Origin of the sequence: Streptomyces griseicoloratus (genome assembly GCF_014534645.1) — a bacterium.
In the GTDB taxonomy this organism is placed as follows: domain Bacteria; phylum Actinomycetota; class Actinomycetes; order Streptomycetales; family Streptomycetaceae; genus Streptomyces; species Streptomyces griseicoloratus.
The window spans coordinates 211,452-230,429 of the sequence record NZ_JACVQF010000200.1; the positions used below are offsets into that span (position 1 = coordinate 211,452).

At 70.8% G+C, this 18,978-nt stretch carries 15 protein-coding genes; 5 read left to right on the forward strand and 10 right to left on the reverse strand.

All coding sequences use genetic code 11. The features are described 5' to 3' along the window. Nucleotides 1–145: 145 nt before the first annotated feature. A complete protein-coding gene (locus tag H0H10_RS21490; RefSeq protein ID WP_188182652.1) occupies nt 146–832 on the reverse strand; it encodes a type 1 glutamine amidotransferase domain-containing protein in 687 nt (228 codons plus the stop codon). A 233-nt stretch (nt 833–1,065) separates the two neighbouring features. Then, nucleotides 1,066–3,192 carry a cellulose binding domain-containing protein gene (locus H0H10_RS21495; protein ID WP_188182653.1) on the reverse strand — a complete coding sequence of 709 codons (2,127 nt, stop codon included), beginning with the start codon at nt 3,190–3,192 and terminating at the stop codon, nt 1,066–1,068. A gap of 368 nt (nt 3,193–3,560) precedes the next feature. Here H0H10_RS21495 and H0H10_RS21500 point away from each other — a divergent pair, with 368 nt between their 5' ends. The 4 genes from H0H10_RS21500 (at nt 3,561) to H0H10_RS21515 (ending at nt 8,835) form a co-directional block, all read left to right on the forward strand. After that, nucleotides 3,561–5,600, forward strand: a complete 2,040-nt coding sequence (locus H0H10_RS21500; RefSeq protein WP_188182654.1) for a beta-galactosidase — start codon at nt 3,561–3,563, stop codon at nt 5,598–5,600. A gap of 15 nt (nt 5,601–5,615) precedes the next feature. Then, nucleotides 5,616–6,968 (forward strand): ABC transporter substrate-binding protein, encoded by a 1,353-nt coding sequence (locus H0H10_RS21505; protein ID WP_188182655.1) that lies wholly within the window; start codon nt 5,616–5,618, stop codon nt 6,966–6,968. Continuing rightward, the gene (locus H0H10_RS21510; RefSeq protein ID WP_188182656.1) at nt 6,965–7,909 is read left to right on the forward strand and encodes a carbohydrate ABC transporter permease; all 945 of its coding nucleotides are present in this window, start codon (nt 6,965–6,967) and stop codon (nt 7,907–7,909) included. The genes H0H10_RS21505 and H0H10_RS21510 overlap by 4 nt, the downstream gene beginning before the upstream one ends. Nucleotides 7,910–8,001: 92 nt before the next feature. Further along, complete coding sequence (locus H0H10_RS21515; RefSeq protein WP_309141874.1) at nt 8,002–8,835, forward strand: carbohydrate ABC transporter permease; 834 nt, start codon at nt 8,002–8,004, stop codon at nt 8,833–8,835. 126 nt (nt 8,836–8,961) lie between these two features. On the opposite strand, the gene H0H10_RS21520 is transcribed toward H0H10_RS21515, so the two are convergent. The 5 genes from H0H10_RS21520 to H0H10_RS21540 all read right to left on the reverse strand — a co-directional run bounded on the left by H0H10_RS21520 (nt 8,962) and on the right by H0H10_RS21540 (nt 13,513). Continuing rightward, nucleotides 8,962–9,402, reverse strand: coding sequence for an OsmC family protein (locus H0H10_RS21520; protein WP_188182657.1), 441 nt, complete (start codon nt 9,400–9,402; stop codon nt 8,962–8,964). A gap of 159 nt (nt 9,403–9,561) precedes the next feature. Continuing rightward, nucleotides 9,562–10,458: a trypsin-like serine protease gene (locus tag H0H10_RS21525; protein WP_223180196.1), complete on the reverse strand. Its 897-nt coding sequence runs from the start codon at nt 10,456–10,458 to the stop codon at nt 9,562–9,564. Between the two features lie 240 nt (nt 10,459–10,698). Then, nucleotides 10,699–11,976, reverse strand: a complete 1,278-nt coding sequence (locus tag H0H10_RS21530) for an MFS transporter (protein WP_188182659.1) — start codon at nt 11,974–11,976, stop codon at nt 10,699–10,701. Nucleotides 11,977–12,221: 245 nt separating this feature from the next. Next, nucleotides 12,222–12,605 (reverse strand): DUF6281 family protein, encoded by a 384-nt coding sequence (locus H0H10_RS21535; protein WP_188182660.1) that lies wholly within the window; start codon nt 12,603–12,605, stop codon nt 12,222–12,224. Between the two features lie 92 nt (nt 12,606–12,697). Next, complete coding sequence (locus H0H10_RS21540; RefSeq protein WP_188182661.1) at nt 12,698–13,513, reverse strand: NAD-dependent epimerase/dehydratase family protein; 816 nt, start codon at nt 13,511–13,513, stop codon at nt 12,698–12,700. A gap of 390 nt (nt 13,514–13,903) precedes the next feature. Between H0H10_RS21540 and H0H10_RS21545 the strand changes: the two genes are divergently transcribed. Continuing rightward, on the forward strand, nt 13,904–15,217 hold the full coding sequence (locus tag H0H10_RS21545; protein WP_188182662.1) for a vanadium-dependent haloperoxidase: 1,314 nt from the start codon (nt 13,904–13,906) through the stop codon (nt 15,215–15,217). 8 nt (nt 15,218–15,225) lie between these two features. On the opposite strand, the gene H0H10_RS21550 is transcribed toward H0H10_RS21545, so the two are convergent. The 3 genes from H0H10_RS21550 to H0H10_RS21560 form a co-directional block, all read right to left on the reverse strand. Further along, complete coding sequence (locus tag H0H10_RS21550; RefSeq protein ID WP_188182663.1) at nt 15,226–15,894, reverse strand: hypothetical protein; 669 nt, start codon at nt 15,892–15,894, stop codon at nt 15,226–15,228. Between the two features lie 77 nt (nt 15,895–15,971). Next, on the reverse strand, nt 15,972–17,456 hold the full coding sequence (locus H0H10_RS21555; RefSeq protein ID WP_309141866.1) for an APC family permease: 1,485 nt from the start codon (nt 17,454–17,456) through the stop codon (nt 15,972–15,974). Between the two features lie 129 nt (nt 17,457–17,585). Beyond that, complete coding sequence (locus H0H10_RS21560; RefSeq protein ID WP_188182664.1) at nt 17,586–18,953, reverse strand: aminotransferase family protein; 1,368 nt, start codon at nt 18,951–18,953, stop codon at nt 17,586–17,588. Between the last annotated feature and the right edge of the window lie 25 nt (nt 18,954–18,978).

Sequence of the window (18,978 nt, forward strand, 5' to 3'; positions counted from 1 at the left end):
GCAATTCGGGGCTTGACAGATCACCCTTCGCGGGCCGAGCGCACACAAAAGGACGCCGCGACCGGTCCGGACCGGTCGCGGCGCTCCATGGCAGGTCAGAGCCTGCGTCATCCACCATCCGGTGGTCTTTTCGATGGGAATCGGTCTACGCCGCGGCGCCCGACCGGAGGATCTCGAGCACCGCCTCGGCGACACCGGTCGAGGAAGCCGGATTCTGGCCCGTGACCAGGCGTCCGTCCACGACGACGTGAGCCGCGAAGTCCGCAGCCCCGCTGTGCTTGGCGCTGCGTTCCTCCAGCCTGGTCTGCAGGGCGAACGGAACGACGCCGGTGAGCCCGACCGCGGACTCCTCGTCGTTGGTGAAGGCCGCCACCTCCTTGCCCGCCACCAGGTACGTCCCGTCGGACAGCGTGAGATTCACCAGCGCGGCCGGACCGTGGCACACGGCGGCGATCACGCCGCCGCCCTCGTAGATGTCCCGGGCGACGCGGGCAAGCGTCGTGTCGTCGGGGAAGTCCCACATGGTGCCGTGCCCACCGGCGTAGAAGATCGCGTCGTACTGCGCGGGGTCGACGTCCTGTGGGCGCGGTGTGGCCTTGAGCCGGCCACTGATGCGGTCGTCCGCCAGGAATGCGTTCTGGACCGGGTCGGAAGGGTCCACGCCGACCATCGGCGGCTCGCCGCCCTTGACCGATACGAGGTCGACCTCGTAGCCGGCGTCCGTGAACACCTTCCATGGGTGGGCCGCCTCGGGGAGGTAGAAGCCGGTGGGGCTACCCGTGTCACCGAGGCGATCATGGCTGGTGAGCGCAATGAGAATCTTCTTGGTCATGCTGTCTCCCGTGGATAACGCGAATCCGAATGCCGCCGTGACTGCGGCCTCGATATGGACGGTAGGCCGCGCGACAGTAGGGGCACCAATAGCGGAAATTCGGGGCTTGACGGATGTGATCGAGCCGTACTCCAGCCAATCAACACCGCCGGGAGACACGCGCTCTTCCTGCCCAGGACAAGGCGCCCTGTCCGGGACAGGCCCGGACAGGGCGCTCCGTGACGTGTCGGTCGTCAGCTGCCCGAGCAGACGGCGCCGTTGAGGCGGAAGACCGTCGGCGCCGGGTTGGGTCCGTCGTTGGCGCCGACGAATCCGAACGAAGCCGTCGATCCGCCGTCAGCGGCCAGCGGCCCCGCGCCCTCGGCGGCGGTCACCCGCACGTGCCTGCCGGTCTGGTGGAACGTGGCGTTCCAGCCGGAGGACACCGATTGGCCGTCGGTCGGCCAGTCCCAGTCCACGGTCCAGCCGGTGATCGGCGTGTCCGAGAGGTTGCGGACACTGACCGTGGCCACGAAGCCGTTGCCCCAGCTCGTGTCGCGGTGGAACGTCACCGCGCAAGCGGCGTCCGACGGGGTGCCGGTGGTGAAGGTCAGCGGAGTGGACGGGGCGGAGAGCCGTCCCGAGGCGTCGGACGCGAGCACGTTGACCGTGTGGCTGCTGCCCGGGGGCAGGTTCCGCAGGGTCACGGACGTGCCGGTGGTTTCGCCGACCAGGCGGGTGTGCACGCCGTCGCGCTCCTGGACCAGGTAGCGGGTGGCACCCGTCGCGCCCTCCCAGGACAGGCGCGCGGTGGCGTCGGTCACCGCCTCCAGCTTCGGGGTGCCCGGGGTTCCGGCGGCGGAGGCGCCGGGCCCGGTGCCGGCCTGCGGGGTGAGGGTGACCGTGAGCATCGCGTACGGCGGCACGGTGACCTGGGAGGCGGTCGCCCCTCCGCCGGTGACGTCGGTGATGTCCTCGTCGCCGCGTGCGTAGCGGCTGACCTCGGGTGCTGCGGCGGACGGGGTGAAGCCCGCGTACTGGAGGTCCACGGTCCGTGCGGCGTCAGGGTTCTTGTTGATGAGCAGGACGCTCAGGCGTCCGTCGCGACGGTGCACGGCGTGGGCCGAGATGTCCTGCTCCGAGGACTCGGCGGCGACCATGGTGTCGCCCGCGGTGCCCAGTTCGCTGGTCATCTTCATGCCGTAGTAGGGGTGGAACGGTGTGTTCGGCGCCGGTTCGCAGATGTCACCGGTGCAGGCGCCGCTGGAGAGCATCCCCATGTCGCCGTAGTCGGTCTCGCCGTCGACGGTGGTGATCTGGCCGGCGCCGTTGTGGGTGTTCCACCAGTCGACGTTGAACACGCCGTTCTCCAGAGCCGTCATGAACGCGTCGGCGGCGAAGAGGCCGTTGGGGCGGGCGGTGAGCCGGGCGCCACCGGTGTTGGTGTTGATCTCGGTGAGGGCGATGCCGATGCGCGGCGAGTCCGTGCCCGCGTGCCGGTCGATCTGGCGGCGCACCTCCCGCAGTTCGCCGGGCAGCCCGGCCAGCCTCGCCATGGCGTCCTCGGCAGTGGTGTCGGACCCACCGGCGTACCAGTGGACGCTCACGAAGTCGATGACGTCGGTCACTTGGGAGAGCACGGTGTCGTTCCAGTCGCCGGGATCGCCCTCGCCGACCACTCCGTCCGGCCAGTGGCCCGGAGTGGTGAGCACCGCGCCGATCTTGACCGTCGGGTCGACGGCCTTCATGGCCGCGGCGTACGCGCGGACCTGGCGGGCGTACTCCCGAGGGCTCTTGTCCTCGTGCTCGTCGTGCTCCCAGCCGCTGCCGTAGTGACCGTTGCCGTAGATCTCGTTGCCGATCTCCCAGTACTTCGCGTCGTAGTCCTTGGTGACGTTCGCGTACCTGACCCAGCCGGCCGCCTCCTCGGGCGTGCCGGAGCCGTAGTTGGCGATCAGGATCGGCTGCGCGCCGGTGGCACGGACGGTGTCCATGAAGAAGTCGAAGCCGGTGCCCGGGGCGACGTATCCGCCGGGCGCCGTGTGCGTCTCCCAGTGGTAGATGTCGGCGTAGGAGCCGCCGGGGTAGCGCATCGCCCCGACGTCGGCCGCCTTCATCAGGCCGGCGACCTCCGGATCGTTCATGTGCGAGTCCCAGATGGCGGCATTGACGCCGCGGGCGGTGTCGGACAGCCGGCCCAGCGCTGCCTGGGCGTTGACCCGGACGTCGGCGTCCGCCTCGGCGGCGGCCTGCGGTGCGGCGGGCGCGACGCCGGCCAGCGGGGACAGCAGGGCCAGCGCGGCGGCCAGGACGGTCGCGCCGCGCGCGAGGGAACGAGGGCCGGCACCGGCCGGCCGGCCGGGTCTGTGCAGTAAAGGCATGGGGGGTCCTCCCTCGGGGGCCGGCGGCACGGGGAGGCAGCAGGCGCCGAACCGTACCGCCGGACGGGCGAAGTGCCGACGCGGCAGCGGGACGTTCCGCGCCGGCGGCGACGGAGACGGAGCGTGGGTGCGGTGCGGTCGTGCACGTGCGGGGCGGCGGCCGGACCCGCCGGTGGGAGCGCTCCCATCATGAGAGGCGTGTGACGTCCTGTCAACGTCCGGTCACCGGAGGGAGTATCGAGCGCCCTGGTGACACCTGGGGGTTCTCGCAGCCCCTGTCCGTTCTCAGGCGCTGACCCCACCCGGTTCTTTCAATTAATAATGCATATATCTTGACGAGCCGGTGCGGCGCTCCAAGACTGACCGGCATGCACCCAGCAGATGCGGTAGCAATCGACGGTCGGCGGCGCCTGCGCCCGGCCGGGATCGCCTTCGGCGGCGACTACAACCCCGAGCAATGGCCCGAGCAGGTGTGGGCCGAGGACGTCGCCCTGATGAAGGAGGCGGCCGTCACCATGGTGACGGCCGGCATCTTCTCGTGGGCCAAGGCCGAGCCGAGGCCCGGTGAGTACGACTTCGGCTGGTTCGACCGGGTCATGGACAAACTCGCCACGGCGGGTGTGGCCGTTTGTCTGGCCACCATGACGGCGTCACCGCCACCGTGGCTGTCCCGGCTGCACCCCGAGATCCTTCCGGAGACCGCCGACGGCCGCCGGATGTGGCCGGGCGGGCGGCAGCACTACTGTCCCTCCAGCGGCGTGTACCGCGAGCACGCCACGCGCCTGGTCGAGCGGCTGGCCACCCGGTACGCCGGTCATCCCGCGCTCGAGATGTGGCACATCGGCAACGAGTACGGCTGCCACACGCCGATGTGCTGGTGCGACGAGTCGGCGGCCGACTTCCGGCGCTGGCTGTCCGAGCGGTACGGCGACGTCGAGGCGCTCAACGACGCCTGGTCGACGGCCTTCTGGGCGCAGCACTACGAGAGCTTCGACGAAGTGCTGCCGCCCCGCCTCGCGCCGACCTTCCCCAACCCCGCGCAACAGCTCGACTTCGCCCGGTTCTCCGACGACGCGCTGCTCCGGTGCTACCTGGCGGAGAAGGAAGTGCTCCGGCGGATCACGCCGGACGTTCCCGTCACGACCAACTTCATCGGCGTGCACAAGCACGTCGACGCCTTCCGGTGGGCCGCGGAACAGGACGTCGTCTCGGTCGACGTCTACCAGGACCCGCATGACCCGGACACCCACGTCTCGGCCGGGTTCGTCTTCGACGTCACCCGGTCCGCCCGGGCCGGTCAGCCGTGGATGCTGATGGAGCAGGCCCCCAGCGCGGTGAACTGGCGCCACCGCAACGGGCCCAAGCCACCCGGGCGGATGCGGCTGTGGAGCTGGCAGGCCGTCGCCCAGGGCGCGGACGCGGTGCTCTACTTCCAGTGGCGCCAGTCCAGGGGCGGCGCCGAGAAGTTCCACTCGGCGATGCTGCCGCACGGCGGCACCGGCACCCGCACCTTCCGCGAGGTGCGCGACCTCGGCCGCGAGCTCGCCTCCGTACCGCAGATCGCCGGCACCCGCTCCACCGCCGAAGTCGCCCTGGTGCTGGACTGGAACAGCTGGTGGGCGCTCGAGCTGGACTCGCACCCGTCCACCGCGCTGAACCAGACGGACATCGCGCTCGCCCACTACCGGCCGCTGTTCGAAGCCGGCGTCACCTGCGACGTCGTGCCCCCCGACCGTGACCTGTCCGCCTACCGCCTCGTCGTCGTGCCCAACCTCTACCTGCTGAAGGAGCAGGACGCCGAACGCCTCACCGGCTTCGTGCGCGGTGGCGGCCATCTGCTCGTGTCGTTCTTCTCCGGCATCGTCGACGACTGCGACCGGGTGCACCTGGGTGGGTACCCGGCGCCGCTGCGCGAGGTGCTGGGCCTGCGCGTCGAGGAGTTCTGGCCGCCGGCCGAGAAGGAGACGGTGGACGTACGGCACCCGGACGGCACGGTCAGCCGGGCCGACCTGTGGTCGGAGGTCGTCGTGCTCGAAGGAGCGCAGACCGTGGCCGACTTCGGCTCCGGGCCGCTGGCCGGCCGGCCTGCCATCACCCGCCACTCCTTCGGCGAGGGCAGCGCGTGGTACGTCGCGACGCGTCTCGCGCCGGAGGCCATGCGGGCCCTCACCGAGGAGGTGTGCCGTACCGCGGGCGTCGGGCCCGTACTGGCCGGGCTTCCCAGGAGCGTCCAGGCGACCGTCCGCGAGGGCGACGGCCGACGGTTCGTCTTCCTGCTGAACCACGGTCAGGAACCGGCCGAGATCCAGTTGCCCGAGCCGATGGCCGACGCCCTGGCCCCAGGGACGGCCTCCACCGACCGCATCACGCTGCCGGCAGCCGGAGTAGCCGTACTGAGCAAGCCGTAGACCAAAGGGACACACATGGACACCTCACCACCCTCGCGGAGAGCCGTGCTCCGGTGGGGCGCCGGGACGGCCGCGGCCCTGACCGCCGGGCCCGCCCTGACCGCCTGCGGCCAGAGCGTCGGAGCCGCGCGCACCACCCGGCAGGAGACCACCCGCCGCGGCGAGAAGGTCGAGCTCGTCTTCTGGACCTGGGTGCCGATGCAGAAGACCGTCGACCTGTGGAACCGGACGCACCCCGGCATCCACGTCGAGATGCAGACCATCCCCGCGAACGTGCAGGGCGGCTACCAGAAGATGCACTCCTCGCTGACGGCCGGGAACCCTCCGGACCTGGCCCAGGTCGAATACCACGAGCTTCCCGCCTTCATGCTGGTCAACGGCCTGACGAACCTGAGCGAGTACGGTGCCGACGAACTGCGCGACAGCTATGTGCCCTGGCAGTGGCAGCAGGGCGTCTTCGACGGACGGGTCTACACCATCCCTCAGGCGTCCGGTCCGATGGGTCTCTTCCACCGCCGGGACCTCTTCGAGAAGTGGGGCATCGAGACGCCCGCGACCTGGGCCGACTACGAACGGGCCGCCCGCGTGGTCAAGGCCCGCGGCGACGGGGCCCGGATGTGCGCCTTCGCACCCAACCAGCCCAACTGGTTCGCCGCGATGTGCTGGCAGCGCGGCGCACGGTGGGTGCGCACCGAGGACGACACCTGGCTCGTCGACATGGACGACGACCTCTCCCGCGAGGTCGCGGAGTACTGGGAGAGGATGATCCGCGACGACCTCGTCTTCGTCGAGCCCGATATTTCCAGCGCCTGGTACAAGCACATCCAGAGCGGGAAGATCGCCGCCTGGGTCGGACCTCAGTGGGGCGACGCCCTGCTGCGCGGCAACGCGCCCGGCACCGCGGGAAAGTGGCGGGTCGCCCGGCTGCCGCAATGGGAGGCGGGACAGCACGTCTCAGCCAACTGGGGCGGATCGTCCACCGCGATCCTGCAGGGCACCCGCCACCCGCGTGAGGCGCTGCAGTTCGCGCACTGGATCAACACCGACCGCCGGGCCGTCGACCTGAACGTCGCCGCCGGCTACGGCTGGCCCGCCGCGGCCGGCATCTTCCGCGGATCGGCACTCGACAAGCCCGACCCGTTCTTCGGCGGGCAGCGGTACAACGACGTGTTCACCGCGTCCGACCGGGCCATCGACACCTCCTGGAAGTGGTCGCCCACCACGGATGCGGACTTCGCCCAGCTCCAGGACGCCTTCGGCGCCGCCATCGCCGAGGGAGGCAGCCTGGCCGGGGCGCTGGCCGAGATCCAGAAACGCACCGTGGACAACCTGCGGGCCAAGGGCCTGAAGGCAAGGAGCGCGCGATGAGCACCGAGACCACCAGGACGACGACGTCCGCACCGGGCAGCCGGCGCTCCGCTCGCCCCGACCGGGCGGCATGGGGGTTCCTGCTGCCCTTCGTCGCCCTCTTCCTGCTGACCTTCGTCCTGCCCCTCGGCTACGCGGTCTACCAGAGCCTGCTCACACCGGTCCGCTCCGGCCCGCTGGGCCTCGGCCCGGCCACCCTGGGTTTCGCCGGACTGGACAACTACGCCCTCGCGCTGGAGCAGTCGGCCTTCCTGGAGAGCTTCGCGCGGGTGCTGCTCTTCGGGCTGGTGCAGATCCCGGTGATGCTCCTGCTGTCCACGACGCTGGCACTGGCGCTCGACACGCTCTCCCACCGCTGGGCGGGCATCCTGCGCGCCGCCTACTTCCTGCCGTACGGCATCCCCGGCGTCATCGCCTCGATCCTGTGGGGCTTCCTGTACGTGCCCGGTGTGAGCCCGATCGTCGACCTGCTCGGCAAGGCCGGTCTCGCCCCCGACTTCCTGGGCTACGGCAACGTGCTGTGGTCGATCGCCAACATCGTGATCTGGGAGTTCGCCGGCTACAACATGCTGGTGATCGTCGCCCAGCTCAAGGCGATCCCCCAGGAGCTCTACGAGGCCGCCCGCATCGACGGGGCGAGCGCATGGCAGACGGCGGTCCGGATCAAACTCCCCCTCGCCCGGCCCGCCCTCGTCCTCACCGGCGTGTTCTCCATCATCGGCACGCTGCAGCTGTTCGTCGAACCGCTGGTCATCAAGCCACTGACGTCGGCGGTCACCAGTTCGTACACACCGAATCTGAGTGCCTACAACGAGGCGTTCGCCAACAACAACATCTACCTGGCCGCGGCCGAGTCGGTGATCCTCGCCCTGGCGGCGAGCGTGCTGTCCTTCGGTTTCCTCAGCCTGGTGAACCGCAAGGAAAGAAGGGATGCACGGTGAGCGTGTCCACACCCCGCGCCGAGAAGCCCGTGGCCTCCCCGCACGCTCCAGGGGCCGCCGCGCGACGCCGTGACGGCAGGCCCCGCCGCGGGGTGAAGCCCTCGCGCATCCTGCTGGTCGCGCTGCTGACCGTCGCGGCGCTGTACTTCCTGCTGCCCGTCTACTGGCTGCTGGTGGCCTCCACCAAGAGCAGCGCCGACCTCTTCGGCACCTTCGGGCTGTGGTTCTCCGACCCGCAGTGGCCGCACAACCTGTCGAACGTCTTCTCCTACGACGACGGTGTCTTCTGGAGCTGGACGTGGAACAGCGTCCTGTACGCCGGAGTGGGCGGCACGCTGGCCACCCTGCTCGCGGGTGCCGCCGGCTACGCCCTCGCCGTCTACCGCTTCCGCGGCCGGGAAGCCGTCTTCAAGGCCGTACTCGCCGGCGTGCTGCTCCCCAGTACCGCCCTCGCGCTGCCGATGTACCTCCTGTTCAGCAAGGTGGGTCTCGCCAACACCTACTGGGCCGTGCTGATCCCCAGCATGGTCAGCCCCTTCGGGGTGTACCTGTGCCGCATCTACGCCGAGGCGGCGGTGCCCACCGAGATGCTGGAGGCCGCCCGCGTCGACGGCGCCGGCGAGTGGCGGATCTTCGGCACGCTCGTGCTGCGCACCATGACGCCCGCGCTGGTGACCGTCTTCCTCTTCCAGTTCGTCGGCATCTGGAACAACTACTTCCTGCCGCTGGTCATGCTCTCCGACGACCGCAAGTACCCCATCACGCTGGGTCTCACCACCTGGCAGACGGCGGCCGACCGGACTCCCGAGCTGTACCAGCTCACGGTGGGCGGAGCGTTCGTCTCGGTCCTACCGCTGGCCGCCGCGATGCTCGTCCTGCAGCGCTACTGGCGCTCGGGTCTGACCCAGGGGAGCGTCAAGGGCTGACACACACCGGCGGCGCGCGTCCGGCGCAGGACTTCGTCCTGCTGGTCCGCACCCACTACTTCTGCGAACAGAAACCGGGCTCGCACGGCGCACCCCGGCGCCCGGGCCGTCCCACTCCTGAAACGGTCAGGCTTCGTCGATCGTGACGGCGACGGGCGTGCCGCTCTCGACCGTGCGGCTGACCGTGCAGAGTCGATCGTGGGACGCCCTGACCGCGCGGGGCAGAATCGTGCGGGCGCGATCCGCGCCCTCACCGTCCGGGAAAGCGACGCTGAAGGTGACCTTGAGGTTGGTCATGCGGTTGCCCAGCTCGTCGCTGATCTTGTCGCCCGAAACCGAGACCGAGAACTGGGCGGGTTCGGCGTGCCGGCTGGTGGCGACGTCGACGTCCACGGCCGTGCAGCCTCCGATCGCGGCGAGCAGCAGTTCGACAGGGGTGAACTCGGTGTTCCGGCCGTCATCGGACGCGGTACCGAAGTGGATCGTGCCGCCGCGGGCGTTGGTGGCGACGAAGTGGCCGGTGCCGGTTCGCTGGACGACGACGGAACGCTGGGAGTCTTCGCTCATGCCTCGACAGTAGTGCCGGAGACCGACGTGATCACGGGACCGGTGACAGTCGTGTTCCGAGTTCGGGCGCGCCACCGCTACGCCCCGACGCTGCGGGGCCGGGTGGTGCCGGTGGCGGGCCGCGCTGCCGGCATCTCCCAGCCCCGTGCGTTTCCAGAGTTACGGCAGTCGCACGAATGGCGCCAGGAAGGCGCGGGCGCCCGGAGTGTCCAGCCGGTAGGTGACATTGGTGGCGTAGCAGGGGCCGTCGCCGGTGATGGTCGTCGCAGCGAGGATGCGCCGACCGTCGATGACGGCGAAGTTGGGCCCGCCCGAGTCGCCGTAGCAGGCACCGCCGTTGCCCTGCGGAGCGGTCATGGCGAGACGCACCCAGGCGTCGTTGAGGGCGTTGAAGGTCACCGGTGCCTTCATCCGGACACCGCCGCCCGGGTGAGTGTGGCCCCCTGGTCCGTTCACGGCCTCCTGGGTGCCGTATCCGGCGACCACCCAGTCGGTGGCGTTGAGCTTCTGCGGTCCCAGCGCCCCGAGCCGGCCGGCGGTCGGCAGTGCCGCCGGGGTGAAGGACCAGCGCGAGGTCATTTTCGCGGCGGGGAGTTCGACGACCGCGATGTCGTGCGTGTCGGCGGCCGGGCCCGGGTAGCCGGGGTGGCTGTGGGCCGTGCCCTGGACGGCGACGGCTCTCGCCTGGGCGGCGGGGTCACCGGGGTACTTCTTCGCCGCGGCCTCCAGTCCGGACTGGACGTCCTGGTCGAGCGAGACGTGGAACCGGACGTTGTCCGGCCAGTCGGTGGTGCAGTGAGCGGCCGTCAGGAAGGTGTCCGCGTCGATCATGGTGCCGGAGCAGACCCAGTCGACACGGTCCGGGGTGGCCGGATCGCCGTCGTCGTCCCAGGTGGCCACGAGGGCGCCGACCTCGGTGCGTTCGGGGGCGGGGACCGCGTGGTAGGAGTTGATCGCGGACGAGGGCGATGCCAGGGCGAGCGCGGTGGCGCAGGCAGCCACGGTGACGGCGGCTGCACGTGTGGTGGCACGGACGGTGGCACGGATGGCGGACAAGAAGAACCCTTTCGCTGGGTCTGGCTCGGGTGTTCCTCCTGCGGGGGGTGGGTGCATTGAAGCGCCTGTGATCGTCTACGGCAAGACCACGAACCCGGTTTCCGCCGACTTCGTAGCTTGGTCTCCTCCGGATGGCGCCGCCGCCCGGACGGCAGAGTCTCCGCCGCGCCCCGGGCCGTCGCAGCCCCGGGACGCGGGCGCCGGGCAGGTCGTTGGCTTGGCGGTGCCGGTGCCCCGGTGCTAGGCCCGGTCCCCCGGGGCTTGGGGAGACTGGGGAGAGCCTGCGGATCCACCCGTGCTGGGGACCGCCGGGGCTGGTCCGGCCGCCTGTGCCGAGGTTCCGGTGCCGGACGAAGTGATCACGTGGGAGCGACGGCTGCCCCGGTCCATGAGTCCTCCCGCGAAGGCGAGGCCGAGGCCGGCCACGGCGAGAGCGGCACCGACGAGCGTGGGCGAGGCCCAGCCCCAGCCCGCCGAGATGGCGAGGCCACCGAGCCAGGCGCCGCCGGCGTTGGCCAGGTTGAAGGCCGAGTGGTTGGAGGCCGCGGCCATCGTCGGGGCGTCCTTGGCCTTCGCCATGAGCAGCATCTGGATGGGCGTGGTGATGAAGGAACCCATCGCACCGATGAAGGTGACCGTCACCAGAGCGAGCACGGTGCTGTGGACGGTGAAGTAGAACGTCACCAGCGCCGCGGCGAGCAGAGCGAGCCCCGCGTAGAGCGTCGGGCGCAGGGCGCGGTCCGTGAGCGGTCCCGCGATCAGCGTGCCGAGCGTCATGCCTACGCCGTAGAGCGCGAGCACCAGGGCGGTCGAGGAGTCGGAGATGCCCGTCAGGTTCGTCAGCATGGGCACCAGATAGCTGTAGACGGCGAAGAACCCGCCGAAGCCCACAACGGCTGTGGCCAGGCCGATGGCCACCTGCTTGTTGCCCATCGCCCGCAGCTCGTGCCGGATGCCCGACTGCCGGCCGCGAGGCTGGTGGGGGACGAAGCAGGCCAGCGAGGCAAGGGCGACGACCCCGATGACGGCGACCGCGACGTAGGCGGACCGCCAGCCGAGCTGCTGGCCGAGGGCCGTGCCCGCCGGGACGCCGACGATGTTCGCGATGGTGAGTCCGAGGAACATCTTCGAGACGGCGCGAGCAGCCCGTTCCGGGGTGACCAGCCGGGAGGCCACGACGGCGCCCACGCCGAACAGCGCCCCGTGCGGCAGACCCGCGAGAAAGCGCGCGGCGAAGAGCAGGCCGAAGGTGGGGGCGAGCGCGGACGCGATGTTGCCGATCACGAACAACCCGGACAAAAGCAGCAGCAGCCGCTTATGGGGTACGCGCGCACCGATGCCCGTCAGCACGGGGGCGCCGACGACGACTCCGAGCGCGTAGGCCGAGACGAGATTGCCGGCGTGCGGCACGGACACGCCGATCCCGTCGGCGATCTGGGGCAGCAACCCCATGGTGGCGAACTCGGTCGTGCCGATGCCGAACGCGACGACAGCCAGGGCCAGCAGAGCCAGTGGCATGGTGCAGGAGAACCTTTCAAAGACAGCGATCCAGGAACAAAGGACAGGAACAACCGAGGTCGGCTCCGGGTCCGTGGCCAGTCGCGCCGAGCACCATTGCCCCGCGCACCCCCCAGAACAGGGAAAGCCCATAACCTGCAGCAGTCACTGCGCGCCACGCATTCCAAGATCGAGCCGCACACCGCCGTGACGTGTATCACCCGCCGCCCTGCCTTCCCCGCGGCACGGGGAAGGCAGGGCAGGGCCTAAAGCTCCCCGAACAACTCGCGCACGGTCTCAGACCCGTGCTTCTCGGGGTCGAAGGTGACGAGGACGGCGTCATCAGGTGAGGTGCCCACGGCGAGGGCGGTGCCGGTGTCCCGCCCCACCACCCGGTAGGCGGTCAGTTCCTCGGCCGCTTCTCCACCGTCACCGTCATTCGGCGTGTCGTCGCAAGGCGGCTTCCGTGCGACGCCGACCGCCTCGCCGACCTCGAAGTCACCGCCGTCGATCCCCCAGTACGCCCGCCCGTCGTACGCCACGACATAGGCGCAGGAGGCGGCGTCCGCACCTCCGCCTCCCCCGGCCGTACACCCCGTGGCCATCACCAGAGCCGCGCCCGCCAGCACCAGCGTCCGAACAGTCCGCATTCACAGTCTCCTCACTGTTCTTGTATGACGCCGACGCCGCAGGCACCGGAAACGTTCACCGCCCGACATCTGCTCGATGTCGATCGGCAGCATCAGGCGTGTCCGACCTGGGAGTTCAGGTAGGCGGTGATCGAGGTGTGCTTCGGAGTCCAGTTGAGGAGACGGCGCGTCCTGTCCGACGAGATGTCCTGGTCGAGGGTGTACAGGCCGGCGATCGGGCCCATTTCGGCGGTCGCCTCCTCCAGGGGCCAGGAGGTCGCCGTCCCGCCGCCGAGCGCCCGGGCGACGTCGTCGAGGCGGACCGTCTCGCTCATCCCGTGCCAGACCGTGCCCGGCTCGGCGTGTTCGACCACCGCGACGTACAGCGCGGCCAGGTCCGCCACGTGCACGACCGGCCAGCGCACGCCCGGTTCGCCGATGTAGACGCCGGTGCCCCGTTCGGCGGCCTTGGCCGCCAGCAGGGCCGGCACACTGCCGCCGCCGTCGCCGTAGGCCATTCCGGGACGGACCACCCTGCCGCCCGCCGTCCGCACCCGGCGTTCCAGCTCGGCCCGCCAGGCGACGACGGGGTGCGGATCGGGCGCGCTGTCCTCGTCCTTGGAGCCGCTGCCGAGTACGGCGGCGCCTGTGGTGTGGACGAGCCGGTCGCCCGCGGCGGCGACCAACGCGTCCACCCCGGCCAGGTCGAGTTCCTCCCCGAGCGGCGGACCGGCGTGCACGACCCGGTCGAACCCCGTGGCGGCCTGCCCCAGCGAGGCCGGGTCGGTCAGGTCGCCGGGCACGGGACGGTACCCGGTGGCACGGCCGTCCGGGCGCTGGAGGGTGGACACTTCGTGCCCGGCCCCGACCAGGGCGGCGGCGACGGAAGAGCCGATGAAACCGGTGGCACCGATGACTAAGACGTTCATGCGATCTCCTTTGTGAGGCCGCCGGGGGCGGCGGACTCGTGATGGCCGTGAGCAGAAACGCTGGTTCGTGGTGGCGCTGGTGAAGGCAGGGCGGGCGTCGCGCGCGGCAGCTGCCACAAGCTCCGCGGCCTTCGCGCGCGGCGGGCCACAGCCCATGATGGCTCATCGGAGCGGATGGGCTGGGGCGTCCTCGAATCCGGGAGAGATCCGTGAGCGAGGCCTGAAGGCATGCCCGGTTCGCGGCGAGTTGTCTTGCTGACGCAGTGGGCCGTTGCTAAGCCTTGGGAACTCGACCCAAGGGAGCACGCCGTGTATCAAGAGCCCCCTCTTCCCGTTCCCCCGCGTTCACGCGTCCGGGGATTCGTCTGCGCCGTCACGGCCGTCGCCCTCGTGACGCTCACCGCCGCGACAAGTCCCCCCGGGGCGGGCACCCGGACCACACCGGACCCGGCAGCCGTGGTACGCGAGTGGAACGCCATCGCCACCGACACGATCACGACCAGTCTTGGCCCACGCCCCTCCGGGCAGGTGGCGATCTGGGAAGGGTTCGTCTCCGTCGCCGTGTACAACGCCGTGGTGGGGATCGAAGGCGGCTACGCCCTGTACAAATGGCGCGAGCGCGGTCCGGCCAAGGCCTCCTCCGCGGCGGCCGCCGCCACCGCGGCCCACGACGTGCTGCTCACCTACTTCCCTGCCTTCAAGGAGCGGCTCGACACCGCCCACGCGGACTCGCTCGCCGCTCTTCCGGCCGGTCGGTCCAGAGACCGCGGTGTTGACTACGGACGGCGCGCTGCCGCCCGCATCATCGAACTGCGGGAAGGGGACGGCAGGTTCGCGGACGTTCCCTTCACCGCTTCCCCGGCGCCGGGGGTCTGGCGGCCCACCCCGCCCGGGTTCCAGCCCTTCATCGACACCTGGCTCGCCAGGCTCCGCCCCCTCCTGCTCGCCTCCCCGCACCAGTTCCGCCCCGGCGGACCACCCGCCCTCTCGTCGGCCGCATACGCCGAGGACGTCCAGGAGCTGAAGGCCATGGGCGCGAAGTCCGGCTCGGGCAGGACCGCGCAGCAGACCGAGACCGCCCTCTTCTTCAGCGGCAACCTGATCGAACAGGTCCAGTCGGCCGTACGGGACCACGCCGCCCGGCACCGGTTCGGCGTCGCCGAGACGGCCCGGCTGTTCGCCGCGGTGAACGCGTCGGCGACCGACGCCGTCGTCACCGCGTGGGACGCCAAGCTCCACTACGGCTCCTGGCGACCGATCACCGCCATCCGCCTCGCCGACACCGACGGCAACCCCGCGACGACGGCGGACCCGGCCTGGGAGCCGCTGCTCCTCACCCCACCACACCCGGACCACATCGCCGGCCACACGACCGTCACCGCTGCCGTAACACGCGCCCTGACCGGCGTCCTCGGCACCTCGCGCACCGACCTCTACGTCCCCTCCGAGGTCACCGGCACCACGCGGTACTACGGGTCCGCCGACGACCTCAACCGGGACGTCGTCGACGCCCGGGTGTGGGGCGGCGTCCACTCCCGCACGGCGGACCTGGTCGGCTGCCGGACCGGCATCCGCGTGGCCGCCTGGGCGCTGGAGCACTACTTCCAGCCGGTCGCCAAGGGCGGCACCCAGCCGTCCCCACCGGCACGGACGGCTCGGCAGGACGGGCTCGCCGAGCCGGAGTGCGGCGACGACACGGACTGAACCACGGATCAGTGCCGGGCGGCCCTGCCCTTGCCGTACTCGGGACGGCGGGTCCACAGAGACACGTCACTGCTCGTCGCGACGGCGATGGTCTCCCCAGAGGGAGAGAAGCCGAAGGCCCGGAGTTCCGAGTACGTGGAGTGGAAGATGTGCCACCACTGCTCCCCGTACGGGCCGGAGTGGGGAAGTCCGCCGTCGACCGACAGCAGCACACGATGGTTGGGCCAGGCCGGAGTGACAGCCTCCAGGGTCCAGCCGTCCCCGGTCGTGGTGTGCAGCCCACCGCCGAAGAGCCCCGCGATGCGTACGCGGCTCCCGGCGATGGGTCCGAGTCCGGGGCAGGACAGGTCGGCAACCGCGTCGGGGGTGCTGTCCTCGGGATCCGGGTCGCGGTCCCTGGCCGTCTTCTCGCCGGTGACGGCGTCGAAGAGACCGTGCCCGTCGTGCGAGACGACCATGACCAGGTCATGGCCGCTCTCGGGATGCGACGCGAAGCCGATCCCGAGCAGTCCGCCGACAGGGACTCCGTACGCGTACTCGAAGACGGGCCGCCATGGCGCGGGCGCGGGAACGACCGGGGCGGCGAGCAATCGGTCCCGCAGCGCCCGCTGGTAGGCGGAGATCCCCGGTTCACTGACGGATCGCTCCACCGGAGTCGCCTTCTTCGTCTTCTTCATCACCTCTTCATGATCTCGCTCCGGGCGGCTACCGCGGCGGGAGGCCCGCCGGGACGTCGCCGGCGGCGCGAGCCGGCCTACCCCGCCGCGCCCGGTCGGGCGTCCTCGCGGCGGGCCACCGCGACGCCGACGACACCGACGATCAGCAGTACGGCGACGGTACCGAGGGTGAATGCCTCGAACGCGGCACGGGAGACGCCCCAGACGTCGTGGAAGACGTAGTCGATGCCGAAGAGCTGTTCCAGGACCCCGGGGAAGAGCGCCGACCACGACCCGATCAGGATCCACGCGTAGACGAGCGCCGCGCAGAGCAGGAAGCCACGGGTGCCGAAGGGGACGCGATAGGGCCGCGGGACGTCCGGCCGGCGGAGCCTCAGCAGGGCCAGCGCGGGGATGATGACCAGGTAGGACAGCAGCAGGGTGGTGACCGCGACGGTGAGCACCACGGCGAACACCTCGGCCGCGTCGCCGTTCGCGAGCCGCATGGCGGCGAGCATGAAGACCGTGGCCACGGCTCCGGAGAGGAGGTTGGTGCGCACCGGCGTGCCGAGCCGTGGGTGGAAGGTGCCGAGGGCGCGGCTGAAGAAGCCCCCGTCGGCCGCGGCCATGGCCTGCATGCGGTCGCTGACGATCATCCAGGCGCTGCCCTGGGTGAGCAGAGCGAAGACGAACATGACGGCGGTGATCTTCAGCAGGGGGCCGGCCGCACCGCCGTAGACGCCGAAGACGAGGCGGGCGCCCTCCATGAAGCCGCCGATGCCGGTGACCTGGTGGGCGGGTACGACGGCCAGGAGGGCGAGGACCGGCAGCAGGTAGCAGCAGGCCGCCACGGTCGCGGATCGTCCGAGGGCGGCGGGCACGTCGCGCTGGGGATCGTGCATCTCCTCGCCGGCGGCGTTGGGTGCTTCGAAGCCGACGTAGGCGAACAGCAGGATCGGTACGAGGGCGAGGAAGCCGGCGGTCGTCGGGGCGAAGCTGGTGTCGGTCAGGCCGTGGAAGCCGTGCTGCACCCCGTAGAGGACGGCCGTGACGGTGAACACGGCGAGGGCCAGGACCTTCATCGCCGCGCCCGCGGTGGTGATCCATTTGCCGCGCCGCAGGGAGACGACGGCCGTGAGGATGGCGATCCAGACGAACAGCAGCTTGAAGGCGTAGTCGGCCACCGTGCCGGAGCCCAGGTGGAAGACGAAGCCGTCCCAGGTCTCCGCGGCGAGGAAGACCAGTGAACCGCCCAGCCAGATGGGGTTGGTGACCCAGTACATGAGGGTCGTGAGTGCCGCCGCCGGGCGGCCGAGGGCGAGCTTGACCCACACGTACGGGCCGCCTTCCTGGGGGAAGGCGGCGCCGGTCTCGGCGAACAGCAGGGCGTAGGGGACGAGGAAGAACAGGGCGATGGCGGCCGTCCACGTGGCGGCCTCGCCGCCGCCGGTGGCGATCTGTCCGACGGTGTCGAAGGAGATGACCGCGGCGACGGCCATGGCGGTGATGTCGAAGCGCTTGAGGCTGCGCTGCAAGGGGGACGCTGCCGCTCGGTGGGTGCGCGGCTTCAGGTTGGAGGACACGGGCAGTTCCTAGAGGAGGGGAGTGACTGCGAGGGGGGCGCGTGCGGGGCGCCGGCAACGGTTGGGGGTCCGTGTCAGGTGCTGCCGGGTGGGGAGGCCCGGTGATGTGCCGGGCCTCCCCCGGGGGGGTCAGGCGGCGCGTATCTCACCGGTGGGCTCGGTGCGCTCCAGGACGCTGCGCAGCGCGGAGGCCGCTTCCTTGGCCTCGGCCTCGGTCATGACGAGCGGCGGGGACAGCACGAGGCTGTGGGCGGAGTCGCGGACGATGACGCCGGTGTCGCGGCGGATGACGTCGTGGGGCATCCGGTCGGGGTTCAGCGGCAGGGGTGCGCGGGTGGCGCGGTCCTGGACGAGTTCGACGGCGAGCATCATGCCGACCGAGCGGATCTCGCCGACGATCGGCAGATCGCCCAGCTGGGCCTCCAGTTCGCCGTGGAGGAAGGCGCCGAGACTCGTCGCACGGGCGAGAAGGCCCTCCTGCTCGATGATGTCCAGGTTGGCGGTGGCCACCGCGGTGGCGACGGGGTGGCCGTTGTAGGTATAGCCCATGGGGAAGCCGTGGTCGCGCAGCAGGACCTCGGCGACGTGGTCGCCGACCAGGAGAGCGCCGAGCGGGACGTAGCCGGAGGTGATGCCCTTGGCGGTGACGATGATGTCCGGGGTGACGCCGAAGTACTGGGCGGCGAACCACTCGCCGACGCGGCCGTAGGCGGTGACGACCTCGTCGAGGATCAGCAGGATGCCGTGCCGGTCGAGGACGTCGCGGACCCGGGGCCAGTAGTCGGCCGGCGGGACGAGCATGCCGCCGACGCCCATGATGGGTTCGCCGATCATCGCGGCGATGTTCTCCGGGCCGATCTCCTCGATGCGCTCCTCCAGTTCGCGGACGAGGAAGTCGGTGACCTGCCCGGGGCTCAGGTGCCGGTCGCCGTAGAGCTCGCAGCGGTACGGCCACGGGGGCGTGAGGTGGGAGACGTGCGGCATCATCGGGGCGAAGCCCTCGTGATAGAGGGGGAAGCCGGTGGCCGAGCCGCCGCCGTAGCCGATGCCGTGGTAGGCCTTGCTGCGCGCCAGGATCCAGGTCCGGCTGCTCTCGCCGCGTCGGTGGTGGTAGTAGCGGGCCATCTTGATGGCCGCCTCGTTGCCCTCGGAGCCGCCCGAGGTGAAGTAGACGTGGTTCAGGGGGGCGGGGGCGATGGCGGCGAGGCGGGCCGCGAGTTCGATGGCACGTTCGTTGGAGAACTCCCAGAAGCTGGTGAAGTACTCCAGCTTCCTCATCTGTTCGTGGGCGACGTCGGCCAGTTCCGTGCGTCCGTGGCCGACCTGGGCGAGCCAGAGGCCGCCGGTGGCGTCGAGGTAGCGGCGGCCCTCGGTGTCGGTGAGGCGGCAGCCGGAGCCGGAGGTCATCACGACGCGCTCGGTGGCGCTGCCCGGCAGGTAGGGGTGGATGATGTGCGCCCGGTCGAGCCGGGTGAGGTCGGCGGCGTCGAGGGTCATGAGTCGTGTGTCCTTTGTTCGGTAC

What these genes read in the sequence shown, in the direction of transcription:
- H0H10_RS21560 (WP_188182664.1), bottom strand. Translation starts at nt 18,953, where the DNA reads ATGACCCTCGACGCCGCCGACCTCACCCGGCTCGACCGGGCGCACATC.
- H0H10_RS21520 (WP_188182657.1), bottom strand. Translation starts at nt 9,402, where the DNA reads ATGAGCGAAGACTCCCAGCGTTCCGTCGTCGTCCAGCGAACCGGCACC.
- H0H10_RS21505 (WP_188182655.1), top strand. Translation starts at nt 5,616, where the DNA reads ATGGACACCTCACCACCCTCGCGGAGAGCCGTGCTCCGGTGGGGCGCC.
- H0H10_RS21530 (WP_188182659.1), bottom strand. Translation starts at nt 11,976, where the DNA reads ATGCCACTGGCTCTGCTGGCCCTGGCTGTCGTCGCGTTCGGCATCGGC.
- H0H10_RS21490 (WP_188182652.1), bottom strand. Translation starts at nt 832, where the DNA reads ATGACCAAGAAGATTCTCATTGCGCTCACCAGCCATGATCGCCTCGGT.
- H0H10_RS21495 (WP_188182653.1), bottom strand. Translation starts at nt 3,192, where the DNA reads ATGCCTTTACTGCACAGACCCGGCCGGCCGGCCGGTGCCGGCCCTCGT.
- H0H10_RS21500 (WP_188182654.1), top strand. Translation starts at nt 3,561, where the DNA reads ATGCACCCAGCAGATGCGGTAGCAATCGACGGTCGGCGGCGCCTGCGC.
- H0H10_RS21535 (WP_188182660.1), bottom strand. Translation starts at nt 12,605, where the DNA reads ATGCGGACTGTTCGGACGCTGGTGCTGGCGGGCGCGGCTCTGGTGATG.
- H0H10_RS21540 (WP_188182661.1), bottom strand. Translation starts at nt 13,513, where the DNA reads ATGAACGTCTTAGTCATCGGTGCCACCGGTTTCATCGGCTCTTCCGTC.
- H0H10_RS21510 (WP_188182656.1), top strand. Translation starts at nt 6,965, where the DNA reads ATGAGCACCGAGACCACCAGGACGACGACGTCCGCACCGGGCAGCCGG.
- H0H10_RS21550 (WP_188182663.1), bottom strand. Translation starts at nt 15,894, where the DNA reads ATGAAGAAGACGAAGAAGGCGACTCCGGTGGAGCGATCCGTCAGTGAA.